The organism is Bacillus cereus group sp. MYBK14-1 (assembly GCF_051916885.1).
In the GTDB taxonomy this organism is placed as follows: Bacteria; Bacillota; Bacilli; order Bacillales; family Bacillaceae_G; genus Bacillus_A; species Bacillus_A cereus.
Window position 1 is genome coordinate 182,714 of record NZ_JBQAHM010000004.1, and the last position, 16,186, is coordinate 198,899.

Consider the following 16,186-nt stretch of genomic DNA (forward strand, 5'->3'; position numbering starts at 1 on the left):
AATCAGCAAAACATTTTGTTATAAAACTTTAGTTCTTTCATATTAAAAGAGCTCAAGTAACAATAAATAAATTTATATGTATGCGATGATAAAGAAGAGTACATATTGAGGCAATTTCAGAGAGCTTGTGGTTGGTGTGAACAAGTAATTGTACAGTATGGAATGGGCTTTTGAGCACCAAACCGAACCGAAAGTAGTAGGCTTTGGCGTTATATCCAAACGTTATTATGGATTAGAGAGATTTCACAGTAGTGAAATAATTAGGGTGGTACCACGGTCCATTCGTCCCTATAGTTTTTTGGGATGAATGGGCTTTTTTGTTTGCCTTCTCTTCCCCACATCACGCATTCTATTTTAGGAGGAATTACTTATGTCAGTTATCTTTTCTGGTATTCAACCAAGTGGAACGATTACACTTGGAAACTATTTAGGAGCAATGAAGCAGTTTACAGAGCTTCAAAATGAACACGACTGTTATTTCTGTATTGTAAACCAACATGCGATTACAGTACCTCAAGATCCCGTCGGGCTTCGTAAAAACATCCGCAGTCTTGCTGCACTTTATGTAGCATGCGGCATCGATCCTGAAAAAGCTACTTTATTTGTACAATCAGAAGTACCAGCACACGCTCAACTAGGATGGATCATGCAATCTGTTGCTTACGTTGGAGAATTAGAACGTATGACGCAATATAAAGATAAAGCTTCTGGTAGAGATTCAGTTCCAGCTGGATTACTTACGTATCCACCATTAATGGCTGCTGATATTTTACTTTACAACACTGAAATCGTGCCGGTTGGTGATGACCAAAAGCAACATATCGAATTAACACGTGACTTAGCAGAGCGTTTCAACAAACGTTACCGCGAAATCTTCACAATGCCTGAAATTCGCATTCCAAAAGTAGGAGCTCGCGTTATGTCATTAACAGAGCCTACGAAAAAAATGAGTAAATCTGATCCGAATCCAAAATCAATGATTAGTATGCTTGATGAGGCAAAAACAATTGAAAAGAAAATTAAGAGTGCTGTAACTGACTCTGAAGGTATTGTGAAATTTGATAAGGAAAACAAACCTGGTATCTCTAATTTATTAACAATCTACTCTTCATTCTCTGGAAAAACAGTTGAAGAAATCGAAGCAATGTACGAAGGAAAAGGATACGGCGACTTCAAAGGCGACCTAGCGCAAGTAGTCGTAGAAGCAATTCGTCCAATCCAAGACAAATATAACGAACTAATCAACTCACCAGAACTAGACGAAATCCTAGACAAAGGTGCAGAAAAAGCAAACCGCGTTGCATTCAAACAACTACGCAAAGTAGAAAACGCAATGGGACTAAGCAGAAAACGTAGGTAACATATAAAGCGGAGGCGACTGCTTAGCCCTGACGGCTAAGGTTCTTTCCCACAGAAGGTGCTTTTTACCTTCTTGTGGGGAAGGTTCTTAGACGCGAAGGGTTAGGAGCCGGAGCTAGATTACATATAAAGCGGAGGCAGCTCGTTCAGCTCTGACTGGCTAAGGTTCTTTCGCATAGAAGACGCTTTTTGTCTTCTTATGCGAAAGGTTCTTAGACACGAAGAGCTTGCTGCCGGAGCTGGATTTCTACAAAAAGCGGAGGCGGCTCGTTTAGAATGTGAAGGCGCGAAGCCACCGAACATTCTTGCCGCTGGAACTAGATTTCTACAAAATTAAAAAACCGCCAATTGGCGGTTTTTTAATTTACCTTTTGCTCATTTTCCATTTCCCATAACTTTTCAAAAAATGGCTGCCCTTTTACGAGACGCTCGCATAATTGTTCGTGCTTATCAGACCAGCCTGTTTTCGCTTCATCATACAGCTTAGCCCAAATATCTTCAAATTCCATATGTTGAACCATTCCATATGCTGATGGATCCCACTCTGTGAACCAATAGCGAATTTCTGCTGTGTTTTTCGTTGTATGTAATTGATCTAACGCCATAAATAATAATTGTTTTAGCTGTCTTTCTTTACGAGTCAAGCCATTCATAATGAAAGGCGATGGTGATAAAATGTGATGTTCTTTTTCTGTTTCTTCTACTTGGAACTCATACTTTTCTGCTTGTACGTTTTCTACCATCTCATATACCATCTGCTCTTGACGTGGTATAAGTCTACTTTTGCGAATTGGTACATTGTAACCAATTGTGTCAATCGCAATAATTCCTTTTCCATCTGTAACAACAAAGCAATACTCTTGCTGCAAACGTTCATGATTTTTACGAATATAAGCCTTATGATGTACGTCTTCCAGCATTTTTTGCGGAAGCTCTAACAATTCGTTCTCGATGTAATGATATAATGTGGCATCTACTTTTAATAATGGCACTTGATCTAATAGCTCAATCGTATCATCTTTCCGCCATTCGTAAAAATGACAAACGTTATACCCATTTTCTTCACCTTCAAACCAATTTACCCATACATCATGTAGATATAACATTCACTACCCCTCACTTCACTACTGTTTGTACCAATCATTATGTTCATTTTTGCTTAACTTTATTCCACTTGAGGAAATATATTCTAATTATTATTTTTTCTTCTATTAATACTAAAAAAACAGGAAATAGAATTCCTGTTTTTTTATATATGAAATGTATTTGCTTTATTCAATATTTCTTTTGCATCTATAGATAATAAAGAAAGTGTATCTTCTCCTTCCAAAGTTACACAATCTTTGACAATATGAAATCCAAGCGCATAGCCAAGCATCTTCGGATAAGAGTGAAAGCCATTTAATAAGATGTCATGTTCCCTTGTTCCTCGTTTTATACTTATTCTTTCATGTACAACATTTTTCCAATAATAAACAGCCTCTTCTTGTGAAAGATACGCCGTCCACGGTGCATTGTTTTTTTCTGTATACCTTTCTGTTACTGCTTGTTCCGCTAGCCCTTCCATAATCATCGTATCAAGTAATGTATATTCTGTTTCTTTCGTCTCAATTTGATGTAACCTGCATATGTGATGATATTCATGCGCCAATAACACTTTTAATTCTTCTACCGAATTCCGCCCACATACGAATAAGAAAATAACATGACGCATAGATAATCCAGCCCTACCGTTATACTCTTCTTGTACAGTTCGATTATAGGAATCTGATAATAAAATAAAGACAGGGACATCTGGACCTTTTAACCAATTTTTCAGTTTATCATACTCCAGGCTCAATTCTTTCCAAATTTCCTTTTCCTCTAATTCTTTAATTTCCTTTTCTCCGCGCATGATCGGGCGATACATCCCTTTTGAAATTAAAAAGCGATACAACCTTTCTTTTGGCAACGGAATATACTTCGTAAATTTCTCACAAAGTTTTTCTGGCCGTCCATAATATAAATGTAGCCATTCAGCTGTTTCAACAATCCCCATCTTTATCCCTCCTTTTTCTTATGTATATGCTACAGGAGAAAAAGGCGTAAAAATAAATAAGGAGTTTTTTCGCAATAGATTGCGAAAAAACTCCTTATTTCATCGATTATTTATACGATTTAAATACTAACACTGCGTTATGACCACCGAATCCTAATGAGTTACTTAATACTGCATTTACTTCTTGGTGTCTCGCTTGATTTGGTACGTAATCTAAGTCACATTCTGGATCTGGTGTCTCATAGTTAATTGTTGGAGGAATTACTCCGTCTGTAATTGATTTAATAGAGAAAATCGCTTCAACAGCACCAGCTGCTCCTAATAAGTGACCTGTCATTGATTTCGTTGAGCTAATCGCTACTTTATACGCGTGCTCGCCGAAAGTTTCTTTAATTGCCATCGTTTCATATTTTTCATTCGCATCAGTACTTGTACCGTGCGCATTAATGTAATCAATATCTTCTGGCTGTAGGCCTGCATCAGCTAAAGCTTGACGCATTGCACGCACTCCGCCTTCCCCACCAGGAGCAGGCATTGTAATATGGAACGCATCTCCAGTTGCACCATAACCAGCAATTTCCGCGTAAATGTGAGCACCGCGTGCTAATGCGTGCTCTAATTCTTCAAGAATTAGAATACCTGAACCTTCACCCATTACGAAACCGCTACGGTTTTTATCAAATGGACGGCAAGCCGTTGCTGGGTCTTCATTAAATGTTAATGCTTTCGCTGAGCTAAATCCTGCGAATGCCATACTTGTTAGCGGTGCTTCTGCTCCGCCTGTAATCATTGCATCAGCATCACCACGCTGAATTGCTTTAAATGCATCACCAATTGAGTTTGCACCAGATGCACAAGCCGTTACAGAACAAGTGTTAATTCCTTTTGCTCCTGTTGCGATTGATACTTGACCTGCTGCCATATCTGGAATCATCATCGGCACGAAGAATGGGCTCACGCGGCGTGGGCCTTTCTCAGTAAAAATCTTAAATTGTTCTTCGTATGTTTCCATACCGCCAATACCAGATCCAATCCATACACCAATTCGAGGTCCGTTTTCTTCTGTAATTTCAAGCTTTGCATCTGCAACTGCCATTTTCGCTGCTGCTACTGCATATTGTGTAAAGCGATCCATACGGCGCGCTTCTTTTTTATCAATATATTTCTCGACTTCAAAGTCGTTAATTTCCGCTGCTACTTTTGCTGGAAATAGTTCTGGATCAATTCTTGTAAGTCGCCCGATTCCAGATACACCCTTTTTAATGTTTTCCCACGCTGTTTCAACATCTGTTCCGACCGGTGTAACAGCTCCTAGTCCTGTAATTACGACCCTCTTTTTTTCCATACAAAATACACTCCTTTTTTTCTCTCAGTCCTTATTTACCCCAACGAAGAGCGACTGCTCCCCATGTTAATCCGCCGCCAAAACCAACAAGTATAATTAAATCACCGTCTTGAATACGTCCGTTTTGCAATTCCTCTACCATTGCAATCGGAATTGAAGAAGCTGATGTATTACCGAACTTCTCAATCGTCATACTCATTTTTTCTTGTGGTAAATTTAACCTCTCTCTTGCAGATTCCATAATACGAATGTTTGCTTGATGCGGTACTAAGAAATCCACATCTTCTTTCGTAAGACCAGCTTTATCTAAAACGCGAAGACAAGAATCACCAAGTTGACGAACGGCAAATTTAAACACTTCTCTGCCATTCATCATAACATACTCGTCTTGATAAAGGTGCTTGCCGCCACTTCCGTCTGCTCCTAATTCAAAAGATAGAACGCCTTTACCTTCTGAAACGGCTCCCATTACGACAGCACCGGCTCCGTCTCCAAATAGTACTGCTGTATTTCGATCGTTCCAGTCTACAATTTTAGATAGTTTATCACTACCAACTACTAATACATTTTTATACGTTCCTGTTTGAATAAATTGCTGTGCTGTAATCATTCCGTACATAAAACCAGCACATGCTGCACTTAAATCCATTGCAGCTGCATGTTTCGCTCCTATTGCTTCTTGAATTACACAAGCAACTGCTGGAAAAGCACGATCTGGTGTTACTGTTGCTACTAAAATAAGATCGATATCCTCTCCGCTAATTCCTGCATCTTCAAGTGCTTTTTTAGAAGCCTCTACGGCCATATATGAAGTATCTATTGTATCATCGGCAATGCGTCTTTCTGCAATTCCCGTTCTCGTACGAATCCATTCATCGGATGTTTCCATTATTTTCTCTAAATCGTGATTTGTGACTACTTTTTCTGGCACATATCTTCCGATCCCTAAAATGCCCACGTTCACATCGCAGCCCTCCGTTTTATATCAATTATTATGACTTGGTACTAATTTTAAAACATAAATGTATTTTTGTCTAGAATATATTTCGCATAAAACAGAAAGCTAACGCATTATTCACGTTATTTTTCATTAAAAGAAATAGAAACATACCTCTCAAATATAAAAAGACTCAAACCGCTTCTATTTACGGTTCGATCCTCTCTTTCATCTAAAAAGATGCTTTTTATTCTTTATCTGCTTTCCTTCTAAACTAGAGAGTTCTCCTCACTACTTTTCCTTTATCCTCTTCATATCTCTGGTTTTCTCCCAGGCAAGAATAAAAAAGGCCCTGACCGCTTCTATCCACGGTTCGGGCCTCTCTTCCATCTTAAAAAGATGCTTTTTATTCTTTTTATTCTTTATCTGCTTTCCCGAGCTCATAGGCCTCGTTCATAACTTTCATTAACAACTCTAACACCGGCTGTGCCTTCTCCATATCAAGTGCAATTCCATTATCATCTAAAATTGCCTTTGCTTCCGGTAAATGCTTCATTGCGATTTGTAAAAACTGCATGCTTTTTTCGTTCATATTATGCTCTTCCTCTCCATTAAAACTTTCACATACAATAGTGTAACACGCGTACTACCCTTCGTATAACTCTTTATATTTTTTCATGTGTGCCAGTTGCTTATTTAAACCGTATTCTAACGGAGTATTTCTTTTTATTGAAATTACCTCGATAGCCTCATCTCTTACTTCGTTATTATTTTTATTTACTTTATCATCCGCGCGTAAAAGATTCATACCTTTTTCCCATAATGACTGTTTACCACTAAGTAAATTGTATATACCAAGATGCGCCCCGTTCGTTCCATTTTCCCATAAGTATTCACATACATCTTCAACGTAAAGTAAATCATTCCCCTTTTCCTCAATCGTACAACGGCACTCTTTTTCACCTAATTCTGATAAAATAAGCTGATGAAACATCATAAAGGACGGTTGCCACGGTCCATATAATGTTGGAACTCGAAATACACTATATTGTAAATTCCCTTTTTTCAATCCTTCTTCTACTTTCAAAAATAGTCGCTTATTTTCGGATTCATCTGTACTGCCTACTTCAATAGAAGAAATTAAATTTAACTTCACTTTTTGTTCTTCACACATTCTTATAATTCGCTTTAAATATTGTAATATGACTCTTTCATTCCGAAATCCACTTTGCTGATTTGGCTCATATAAGCAAAAGTAAACAGTATCGAATCTCTCTTCCTCAACCGATCTCCATCCATCTTCATCTCTTATCGAATAATACGTAAATAATGCATTTCGCCCAATTAATAATAACTTCTCTTCATTAATTTTCGTCATACTATCGAATTCATCAAAATCAAGACCATATACTTCCACTTCTTCTGCAATCATTTTATTTACAAGGTGATAACCTACAAACGTAAGTGCACCTACAATTAGCACGCGTTCCATACCACCAACCCTTTCCCTCTGAAACAAATAGCTCCTCATTTATGTATATGGGAGCTTCATAATTCTTCTTCATATTTTTTAAAGAAATCGGTCGTTTGCCTAACCATTTTATATTTCACATCTTGCAGATGGAACAAGACAGAAGTATCACATTGATTTAGTTGCCTCATTTTCTCATATCTACGCAACTGCTGTTTTCTTCCTCTTTTTTCTTGTGTTGATACGAAAATTTTAACAGGTACACAAGATGGAAGAAGCGTAAATGATTTCTTATTTATTTTTGATTCTAATTCTTCTTCTTTGGCATCATACGCCAAACTTAATTCCTTCACGAGTCTCTTGTAAAAAAACTTATGCTCTTTCTCAAACTCCACATATTCTGGTAAATCTAAACACGGATTTAACATAATGACAGAGCGTATACACTCAGGGTATTTGTTCATCATTTCGAGTGCTACAAGTGCTCCCATACCATCTGCCATAATGTGCATTTTCGCATTCAATGTCTCTTTTCTCAACACAACGTCATATAAACGTTTCGCTAGACGAACAGATTGGTCGTTTCCCCAATGTCTTCCGTATAAATTAGAAGAAAAGACTGTGTAGCCTTGCTCAATAAGGCCATGTAAAAAATAAGATCTACCCGCATGCTGTGTCCATAAACTTGTACCATTCTCAATAAAGTAGTTATAATCACCGAGGAGCATAACAGAAAATCCATTTGGCTTCTCCGGTAAATAAATGACACATGGTTCTTTTTCTAAGTAAAAAAAACGTTCCGTAATACTCATTTTTCCCCCGCCTTATTTTCTAAACATATAAAACCACTCTTTTATAATGTATGAACGGAATGCAAATTTGCGTTGAAAAATCTACAAATATTTTTCTATATTCTTTTTTCAATTGTGTTACAATAAGGACAGATTGAACGAATAGAGGTGTAAAATATGCGTTTCATTTGGGCATTAATTTGGTCGTTCTTACTTGTACATATGATGAGCTATGTAATCGGCTCTATGACTGGCGGTACATACGACTTTAACCAAGCGTCTATTTTCTCAGTTGTTCTTGCTGTGTTAGTACTAGCAATTTCAGCTGCAATTCCAAACGAGCCAGTAGAACAACACTAAAAAAAGAGTCCGGATTTTATCCGAACTCTTTTTTATTTTTATTTCACATGAACGACTAATTCGTTATTTTCTACATCAACAACTACGTGACTATTATCAGTAATTGTTCCTGCAATCAATTCTCGTGCTAATTTCGTTTCCACTTGACGCTGTACGTATCGTTTTAATGGACGAGCTCCGTACATTGGGTCGAAACCGGCTTCCACAACAAATTCTTTTGCTGCATCTGTTAATTCTACTGTAATGTGACGGTCAGCTAGACGACCTTGTAGTTCTTTTACAATTTTATCAACAATGCCTTTAATTTCATTCGTTGTAAGAGGTTTGAATAAAATAATTTCATCCACACGGTTTAAAAATTCAGGGCGGAAATGTCCTCTTAATTGCCCCATTACAAGGTCTCTTGATTCCTCCTTAATGGAACCATCTTCTTCTACTCCATCTAGTAAATGAGCAGATCCAATATTTGAAGTCATAATAATAACTGTATTTTTAAAGTCCACTGTACGACCTTGCGAATCTGTAATGCGTCCATCATCTAACATTTGTAATAAAATGTTGAATACTTCTGGATGTGCTTTTTCAATTTCATCTAATAAAACAACGGAATATGGTTTACGTCTTACCGCTTCTGTTAATTGACCGCCTTCTTCATATCCTACATATCCAGGAGGTGCACCAATTAAGCGAGACACGGCGTGTTTTTCCATATACTCAGACATGTCAATGCGAATCATTTGCTCTTCACTATCGAATAAAGACTGGGCTAACGTTTTTGCAAGTTCTGTTTTACCAACACCTGTTGGTCCTAAGAAGATGAAAGAACCAATCGGGCGGTTCGGATCTTTAATACCAGCGCGAGCACGAAGAACTGCGTCTGACACTAAGCTTACTGCTTCCTCTTGTCCGATGACACGCTCTGATAAGATTTGCTCTAAGCGTAATAATTTCTCGCGTTCACCTTCCACGAGTTTCGCAACAGGAATACCAGTCCAGCGTGAAACAATATCTGCAATTTCTTCTTCACTTACTTCCTCACGTAATAAACGATTTTCTTGTTTATTATGCGCGCCCATTTCTTCCGCTTCTTTTAACTCTTTTTCAATTGCGGGAATTTTCCCGTGACGAAGTTCGGCTGCTTTATTTAAATCGTAATTGCCTTCTGCTTCTTCTAATTCACGACGCAAACGTTCTAAATGTTCACGTAAGTCACGAACTTTGTGAATGTCTTCTTTTTCTTTCTCCCATTTCGCTCTCATGCCACTTGCAACTTCTTTTAAATCCGATAATTCACGTTGCAATGTTTTTAGACGCTCTTGGCTACCACGATCCGTTTCTTTCCCAAGAGCCGCTTCTTCAATTTCCAGCTGCATAATGCGGCGCGTTACTTCATCTAATTCTGTTGGCATAGAATCAATTTCTGTACGAATTGTTGCACACGCTTCATCAACAAGGTCAATTGCTTTATCAGGTAAGAAGCGATCTGAAATATATCGATCTGATAAAACTGACGCTGCTACAATCGCACGGTCATGAATATTTACACCGTGATAAATTTCAAAGCGTTCTTTTAATCCACGTAAAATGGAAATTGTATCTTCAACAGTTGGTTCTTCTGCTAATACTTGTTGGAAACGTCTTTCTAGCGCTGGATCTTTCTCAATATATTTGCGATATTCATCGAGCGTCGTCGCCCCGATACAATGCAGTTCACCGCGCGCAAGCATCGGTTTTAACATATTTCCTGCATCCATGGCTCCCTCTGTTTTACCAGCTCCAACTATTGTATGAAGTTCATCAATGAATAATAAAATGCGTCCTTCACTCTTTTTAATTTCATTTAATACAGCTTGCAGACGCTCTTCGAACTCACCACGGAATTTCGCACCTGCTACGAGCGCACTCATATCTAACGCAAAAATCGTTCTATCTTTCAATCCTTCAGGTACATCCTTTTTCACGATACGCTGTGCTAGCCCTTCAACGATTGCTGTTTTACCAACACCTGGCTCCCCAATTAAAACAGGATTGTTTTTCGTTTTACGTGAAAGAATACGAATTACACGTCGTATTTCACTATCACGGCCGATTACAGGATCGATTTTCCCTGCTCTCACTTCCGCCACTAAATCACGGCCATATTTTTCTAACGCTTCATAAGTTGCTTCTGGATTTTGACTCGTCACTCTTTGATTCCCCCGAACTGTCATTAAAGACTGTAATAAGTTATCTTTCGTAATATGCAATCTTGTAAATAATTGATTTATATCGCCTTTTTCTTCAGAAAAAGCAAGCAATACATGTTCTACTGAAATGTAATCATCCTGCAGTTTTTCTGCTTCTTTCCCTGCTCTTACAAGAAGTTGTTGCAGAGCGCTCGTTACATACAATTTTCCAACTTCTGCACCGCTCCCTGTTACAGAAGGTTTCTTTTTAATTAAACTTTCAGCACCTTGCTTTAATGCTTCTATATCAACATTCATTTTTTGAAATATACGTACTGCTAATCCATCTTGCTCTTCTAATAATGCAAGTAATAGATGAACAGTATCCACCTCTTGGTGATGATGAGATACCGCTAAAGATTGGGCACTCATAATCGCCTCTTGTGTTTTTGTTGTCATTTGATTTAAGTCCATCTTTACAGCCCTCCAAAAGTTTGACTTTCTTTGACCTTTGATTTGATTATACGCCAACTGACTTTTTTATACAATAATTTTGCCTATGTATTTTCAAACTTATTATTTGAAAAAGAAAAAGAGAGCATTCATTATACTGCTAAAAAATACGGTAAATGAAATTACAATGTGTAACGACAAAAAAGCCGCAATAATGATTGCGGCTTCTGTTACGGTTTTCTTTTATATGTCCACTGGCGGTTATGATTCGTGTTATCCGGAAACTTTTCACCGGCAGTTAATTTCACCATTTGCGGATCTTTCACCATACTTCCCGTTTCACCAATTTCTACGTAAATGCCATCATTCGGCGCTTTTTGTCCAGAACGAAACCTGCGATTTTGTCCCATCTTCATTCTCCTTCCATGACGTCTTGCCTCATTAGTATATCCATTTTAAAAGAAAGCTTTTCTGTCATGTTTAGGAAACAGTACTACATCTCATTCTTGTACATATATATGAATGACACAAGCGTAAGCAGGGATTTCTTTCCTACTTGTAGAAAAAAAAAGAAACCAACCTACTCTAGGCTAGTTTCAAAGGAGAGTCAAACATATACGAGAAGATTACATGTTCATTATATGCCTCATCACACGAGCAATGTAACCCTTTTCACAATTTGTACATAATGAAAGAAACATTGTTTGAACTTTCTAAAAAGATATTGACTTTTCTTAATTTCCAACGATAAATAGTAGACACCACAGCACTTTGAGACGTAAGATGGATATATAGTGAAATTTCCATCTATGGTGATTTCACCGAGTCTAACCTCTTATTTCTGCATATTAAAAACGGAAATACAGATAGATACAAAAAAATTATTATAAGAGGTGAAATTATGAACAAACAACATTTAATCGCATTAGACTTAGACGGCACTTTATTAACAGACAACAAAATAATTTCCACTCGAACGAAACATACAATTGCAAAAGCAAAGGAACAGGGACATATTGTCGTTATTTCAACAGGACGTCCATTCCGTGCTAGTTATGATTACTATAAAGAACTTGATCTTAACACACCTATCGTAAACTTTAACGGCGCTTACGTACATCATCCTCTTGATTCAAACTGGGGAACACATCACTCTCCTCTTGAGCTAGCAACAGCGCAAGAAATTGTCCGAGCTTGCTTTGATTTTGGCGTAAAAAATATATACGCGGAAGTAATGGACGATGTGTATGTTCGTGAAATTGATGAAGATAAAAAACATATTTTCGAATTCGGCTCTCCTAAGATTTTTACGGGAGACTTATTAAATATTTTAAACGATCATCCAACTTGCTTATTAATTGACGCACATGACGAGCATTCTACTGCAATTCGTCAACATTTAACCGATATGCATGCGGAAGTAATCGACCATAGAAAATGGGGCGCACCTTGGCCGATTATTGAAATTGTGAAAAGCGGATTAAATAAAGCAGTTGGATTACAAAAAATTTCTAGTCATTACAACATTCCACAAGAGCGCATTATCGCTTTCGGTGATGAAGATAATGATTTTGAAATGATTGAATTTGCTGGTCACGGCATCGCAATGGGAAATGCCATCCCTGAATTAAAATCACTCGCAAACCATACGACGTTAACGAACGAAGAAGATGGTATTGCTTTATATTTAGAAGAGGTTCTTGGGTTGTAATCTAAAAATTCCCTACTTATAGTTTCCTGCCAAATGTCCATACTATAAGTAGACGCATGAGACATCGCGTCGATTGTTTTCAGCTAAATAAAGGGGGTTTTTCGAATGGGTAAAAAGAACAAATCAAAACGTTTTATCCAACAAGGAGCCGATGCTGTTATGAAGCATGATGCAAGATTCCCGTACAGAGGTACATTAGCTGAGGCAGAAAAAGCAAGAAGTAACTCTTCTTTTGGAGGGGTTTAAATGGGGAACTTACTATTCCAACAAGCTAGAGATGCTGTTGAAAATGCCGTATCTTGTTCAAGCGGTACTGAGCAACAAGATCTCGTGTATAGAGCAAAAAATGCTTTGCAATCCGCTTACGCAAACTCTTCAACTGCTGAAAAAGTTCAGCTCCGTGAAATGCAAGAGCAATTGCAAAACATTACGAATTTACATTAAAAAAGAGGACCAACTTTGGTCCTCTTTAATCTTTCCGAAACAATCCGAATACCCCAACTGTTTGCAGTATATTTGTAAATGCACCTGGGTCCACTTGTTTAATAATCCTCTCTAATTCGTATAACTCATAACGGGTAATAACCATCATTAACATTTCTTTATTTTCATTTGTATAAGCACCTGTTGCTGGTATCGTTGTAATCCCTCTTACTAATCGCGAGTGAATCGCCTTTCTTACATCTGCCCCATTCTTCGTAACAATTAATGCTGTAATCTTTACATGACGAGTATGAATTGCATCAATAATTCTCGTTGATACATATAAAGTCACTAGCGTATATAACGCTTTTTCCCATCCATATACATAGCCAGCAGCGATAATGATAATTGCATTAAAAAAGAAAAAGTATGTACCGACAGGCTTATCTTTTATTTTTGATAAAATCATGGCGATAATATCTAATCCACCTGTAGAAGCACCCCACTTTAAAGCAATCCCTACTCCAATTGCCGAAATAATCCCGCCAAAAATCGCATTTAATATGATATCATTCGAAACCGCTCTAACAGGGATGATTTCTAGAAACAGAGTCATAAATATAACACAAAGAAAACTAAAAAAGGTGAAGGCCTTTCCAACCTTTTTCCACGCTAAAATAACGACAGGAATATTAAATAAGCTAAACAATACTCCCGTAGATATGTGAATCGATAAAAAATCACCTAATATTTGTGATAATAATTGAGACAATCCAGCAAAGCCGCTCGCATACACTTTTGCTGGCGTTAAAAATAAATTCATCCCAATCGCGTTTAATAAACCTGCGATGATTACAACGATTAACTTCTTTATAAGTTCAGTATAATTCAACTTCAAATCCATTTCGAATCCACCTTTACCCTTCATAAATGCACCGCTATACATAGTCTTTACGAAAAAGGAAATGATAAACGTACAACGTTTAGAAATGGAGTTGATACATATGCCACATACGAGTGATAACGACAAAAAAGCACGTGATAATAACGCAAAACGCACACAAAAAAATGAGCAAGAGCAAAAAAATATTCAGCAAGGTAAACGTGCATACTCTAAAAAGACCGATCACCTTTGATTCCATCGTACATCAACAATTATGTTGATGTACTTTTTTACATTTTAAAGGAAAAAACATTAAAAATTCACTTCATGTTCACTTCTATATTCTACAATAGCGATAACATATTCGGATGAGGTGTTGGCATGAGAGGGAAACATATTTTCATTATTACTGCACTAATAAGTATATTGATGCTATCTGCTTGCGGACAAAAGAATGGCTCAGCTACAGTCGCTACAGCAACAGACTCCACCATTACAAAGGATAACTTCGAAAAACAATTGAAAGATCGTTACGGAAAAGACATGCTATACGAAATGATGGCACAAGACGTCATCACAAAAAAATATAAAGTACCTGATGAAGGGGTAAATAAAGAAGTAGAAAAAGTAAAAAAACAATATGGAGATCAATTCAAAAAAGTATTAGAAAATTATGGTTTAAAAGATGAAGAGGATTTCAAAAATCAAATTAAGTTCAAACTTGCTATGAATGAAGCGATTAAGAAAAGCATTACAGAAAAAGACGTAAAAGACCATTATAAGCCAGAAATTAAAGCGAGTCACATTTTAGTAAGTGACGAAAATGAAGCGAAAGAAATAAAGAGTAAACTAGATGCTGGTGCTTCATTTGAAGAATTAGCAAAACAAGAATCACAAGATCTGCTATCAAAAGATAAAGGTGGAGACCTTGGATACTTCAATTCAGGTACAATGGCCCCTGAATTCGAAACCGCTGCCTACAAACTAAATGTTGGACAAATTAGCAATCCCGTAAAATCATCAAACGGTTATCACGTTATTAAATTAACTGATAAAAAAGCTTTAAAGCCTTATGATGAAGTGAAAGACTCTATTCGCAAAAACTTAGAGGAAGAACGTACTGCTGATCCTGTATTCAGCAAAAAATTGTTACAAGAGGAATTAAAAAAGGCAAATATTAAAATAAATGATAGTGATTTGAAAGATACGTTTACTCTTGTTTCTCCGCAAGGAAATTAAAAAAAAGCACAACCTTATCTTTTTACATAAGGTTGTGTTTTTTAATCTTTCATCAATATTCCCAACTTTTTCTTCAAGCTTTTGTAATGCCAATTGATGTGATCTAATTCTATCTCCACTTCAATTAGCGCATCTATTAAGTCTTCTTTAGACTGTTGTGAGTTCATAATATTTTCAAGTAATTGTTCGAATCTTTCAGTGCTCTCATATATATCATGTAAATCAACTGCTGCTATTTCGTGTTCTTTTTCAAGGGATAATACCGAGAGACTCTTTATCAATTGTTCCAGTACATTATCTTGCATTTTCGTACCTCTCTTTCAATATCTCACCATCATAAGAAATTATAAGATATACTGCGTTATAAAATTTCATATACACACCTTTTCGTCAAAGCGTATTACTCACACTTATTTTTGTTTAATAACTCAGATATCTAATCCCGGATAGCCCCTAAATATTAGGGCATTCATTCAAGCCCATTGCTACTTATCATACTTCCAATTATCTATAAAGTTTCTATTTCACGGATGCTCTCTAGTTTCTTTATACTCATCAATAATATATCCTGAATAAGTAGTAGCCTGCCTCTCATATCCAATTCTCGTTAGTCTTATATCATTAATCCATTGGAAATAATGCGTTAGTTCATGCGCAATAGTAAACAAATATCCTCCCAAAGCGTCATCTTTCCCTCTTTTCTCTAGCTCATCGTAATAATCTCCTGTCGAAATACGAATATACGGCTCATCATTTCGATTAAATGGTTCAAAGAAAGTCAACTCACCATCCATCGCCTTTATTTTATATGAAGATTTCACATAAATAGGTACTCTAATTGGAAAAAAATATTCTCGGCGTATCCATTTACAAAACTCTTTAATAGCTCTTCTCACTTCAGGATCAACATCTTTATCGAATTTTACTCGTAGTCCCATGCGATGACTCTTCTCTTCTAGATTATAATATTTCCGCCAATTTGTTAGTGTCCAAATATGCATATAATCATCC

At 36.9% G+C, this 16,186-nt stretch carries 20 protein-coding genes and 1 other annotated feature; of the genes, 8 read left to right on the plus strand and 12 right to left on the minus strand.

Going from position 1 to position 16,186, the window contains the following annotated elements; all coding sequences use genetic code 11:
- Positions 1 to 76: 76 nt before the first annotated feature.
- Positions 77 to 293: a binding site (T-box leader), on the plus strand.
- Between the two features lie 77 nt (positions 294 to 370).
- Positions 371 to 1,360 (plus strand): tryptophan--tRNA ligase, encoded by a 990-nt coding sequence (trpS, locus tag ACTFR3_RS13840; protein WP_440044480.1) that lies wholly within the window; start codon positions 371 to 373, stop codon positions 1,358 to 1,360.
- A gap of 198 nt (positions 1,361 to 1,558) precedes the next feature.
- A complete protein-coding gene (locus tag ACTFR3_RS13845) occupies positions 1,559 to 1,696 on the plus strand; it encodes a hypothetical protein (protein WP_001233403.1) in 138 nt (45 codons plus the stop codon).
- Positions 1,697 to 1,718: 22 nt separating this feature from the next.
- On the opposite strand, the gene ACTFR3_RS13850 is transcribed toward ACTFR3_RS13845, so the two are convergent.
- The 7 genes from ACTFR3_RS13850 to ACTFR3_RS13880 form a co-directional block, all read right to left on the minus strand.
- Entirely contained in the window at positions 1,719 to 2,465 is a 747-nt protein-coding gene (locus ACTFR3_RS13850; RefSeq protein WP_000966127.1) for a YjbA family protein, read from the minus strand.
- Between the two features lie 143 nt (positions 2,466 to 2,608).
- Positions 2,609 to 3,397 (minus strand): DUF2268 domain-containing protein, encoded by a 789-nt coding sequence (locus tag ACTFR3_RS13855; RefSeq protein WP_000513279.1) that lies wholly within the window; start codon positions 3,395 to 3,397, stop codon positions 2,609 to 2,611.
- 106 nt (positions 3,398 to 3,503) lie between these two features.
- Positions 3,504 to 4,742 carry a beta-ketoacyl-ACP synthase II gene (gene fabF / locus ACTFR3_RS13860; protein ID WP_000412656.1) on the minus strand — a complete coding sequence of 413 codons (1,239 nt, stop codon included), beginning with the start codon at positions 4,740 to 4,742 and terminating at the stop codon, positions 3,504 to 3,506.
- Positions 4,743 to 4,773: 31 nt separating this feature from the next.
- Positions 4,774 to 5,706, minus strand: coding sequence for a beta-ketoacyl-ACP synthase III (gene fabH, locus ACTFR3_RS13865; protein WP_001100547.1), 933 nt, complete (start codon positions 5,704 to 5,706; stop codon positions 4,774 to 4,776).
- A 388-nt stretch (positions 5,707 to 6,094) separates the two neighbouring features.
- Complete coding sequence (locus tag ACTFR3_RS13870; protein WP_001986215.1) at positions 6,095 to 6,271, minus strand: ComZ family protein; 177 nt, start codon at positions 6,269 to 6,271, stop codon at positions 6,095 to 6,097.
- 54 nt (positions 6,272 to 6,325) lie between these two features.
- Complete coding sequence (locus tag ACTFR3_RS13875) at positions 6,326 to 7,198, minus strand: NAD-dependent epimerase/dehydratase family protein (protein WP_002164601.1); 873 nt, start codon at positions 7,196 to 7,198, stop codon at positions 6,326 to 6,328.
- 29 nt (positions 7,199 to 7,227) lie between these two features.
- Positions 7,228 to 7,962 carry a hydrolase gene (locus ACTFR3_RS13880; RefSeq protein WP_000028712.1) on the minus strand — a complete coding sequence of 245 codons (735 nt, stop codon included), beginning with the start codon at positions 7,960 to 7,962 and terminating at the stop codon, positions 7,228 to 7,230.
- Between the two features lie 156 nt (positions 7,963 to 8,118).
- Between ACTFR3_RS13880 and ACTFR3_RS13885 the strand changes: the two genes are divergently transcribed.
- Positions 8,119 to 8,301 (plus strand): YjzD family protein, encoded by a 183-nt coding sequence (locus ACTFR3_RS13885; RefSeq protein ID WP_001211116.1) that lies wholly within the window; start codon positions 8,119 to 8,121, stop codon positions 8,299 to 8,301.
- 38 nt (positions 8,302 to 8,339) lie between these two features.
- On the opposite strand, the gene clpB is transcribed toward ACTFR3_RS13885, so the two are convergent.
- Together clpB and ACTFR3_RS13895 are read right to left on the minus strand one after the other, a co-directional pair.
- Positions 8,340 to 10,940: an ATP-dependent chaperone ClpB gene (gene clpB / locus ACTFR3_RS13890; protein WP_440044481.1), complete on the minus strand. Its 2,601-nt coding sequence runs from the start codon at positions 10,938 to 10,940 to the stop codon at positions 8,340 to 8,342.
- Between the two features lie 209 nt (positions 10,941 to 11,149).
- Positions 11,150 to 11,329, minus strand: a complete 180-nt coding sequence (locus tag ACTFR3_RS13895) for a YjzC family protein (RefSeq protein WP_000531421.1) — start codon at positions 11,327 to 11,329, stop codon at positions 11,150 to 11,152.
- 491 nt (positions 11,330 to 11,820) lie between these two features.
- On the opposite strand from ACTFR3_RS13895, the gene ACTFR3_RS13900 reads away from it, so the two are divergent.
- The 3 genes from ACTFR3_RS13900 (at position 11,821) to ACTFR3_RS13910 (ending at position 13,074) form a co-directional block, all read left to right on the plus strand.
- Positions 11,821 to 12,630 (plus strand): Cof-type HAD-IIB family hydrolase, encoded by an 810-nt coding sequence (locus ACTFR3_RS13900; RefSeq protein WP_001041232.1) that lies wholly within the window; start codon positions 11,821 to 11,823, stop codon positions 12,628 to 12,630.
- A 105-nt stretch (positions 12,631 to 12,735) separates the two neighbouring features.
- Positions 12,736 to 12,876 (plus strand): hypothetical protein, encoded by a 141-nt coding sequence (locus ACTFR3_RS13905; RefSeq protein ID WP_000516816.1) that lies wholly within the window; start codon positions 12,736 to 12,738, stop codon positions 12,874 to 12,876.
- Positions 12,877 to 13,074 carry a DUF3813 domain-containing protein gene (locus tag ACTFR3_RS13910; RefSeq protein WP_000527407.1) on the plus strand — a complete coding sequence of 66 codons (198 nt, stop codon included), beginning with the start codon at positions 12,877 to 12,879 and terminating at the stop codon, positions 13,072 to 13,074.
- A gap of 25 nt (positions 13,075 to 13,099) precedes the next feature.
- Here the strand turns inward: ACTFR3_RS13910 and ACTFR3_RS13915 are convergent, their stop codons facing one another.
- A complete protein-coding gene (locus ACTFR3_RS13915; RefSeq protein ID WP_000364431.1) occupies positions 13,100 to 13,957 on the minus strand; it encodes a YitT family protein in 858 nt (285 codons plus the stop codon).
- A 100-nt stretch (positions 13,958 to 14,057) separates the two neighbouring features.
- Here ACTFR3_RS13915 and ACTFR3_RS13920 point away from each other — a divergent pair, with 100 nt between their 5' ends.
- A complete protein-coding gene (locus tag ACTFR3_RS13920; RefSeq protein ID WP_001120851.1) occupies positions 14,058 to 14,189 on the plus strand; it encodes a DUF3941 domain-containing protein in 132 nt (43 codons plus the stop codon).
- Between the two features lie 128 nt (positions 14,190 to 14,317).
- Entirely contained in the window at positions 14,318 to 15,175 is an 858-nt protein-coding gene (prsA, locus tag ACTFR3_RS13925; RefSeq protein ID WP_440044482.1) for a peptidylprolyl isomerase PrsA, read from the plus strand.
- A 41-nt stretch (positions 15,176 to 15,216) separates the two neighbouring features.
- On the opposite strand, the gene ACTFR3_RS13930 is transcribed toward prsA, so the two are convergent.
- Both ACTFR3_RS13930 and ACTFR3_RS13935 read right to left on the minus strand, forming a co-directional pair.
- Positions 15,217 to 15,480 carry a hypothetical protein gene (locus ACTFR3_RS13930; protein WP_440044484.1) on the minus strand — a complete coding sequence of 88 codons (264 nt, stop codon included), beginning with the start codon at positions 15,478 to 15,480 and terminating at the stop codon, positions 15,217 to 15,219.
- Positions 15,481 to 15,699: 219 nt separating this feature from the next.
- The gene (locus ACTFR3_RS13935) at positions 15,700 to 16,176 is read right to left on the minus strand and encodes a hypothetical protein (protein WP_440044485.1); all 477 of its coding nucleotides are present in this window, start codon (positions 16,174 to 16,176) and stop codon (positions 15,700 to 15,702) included.
- Between the last annotated feature and the right edge of the window lie 10 nt (positions 16,177 to 16,186).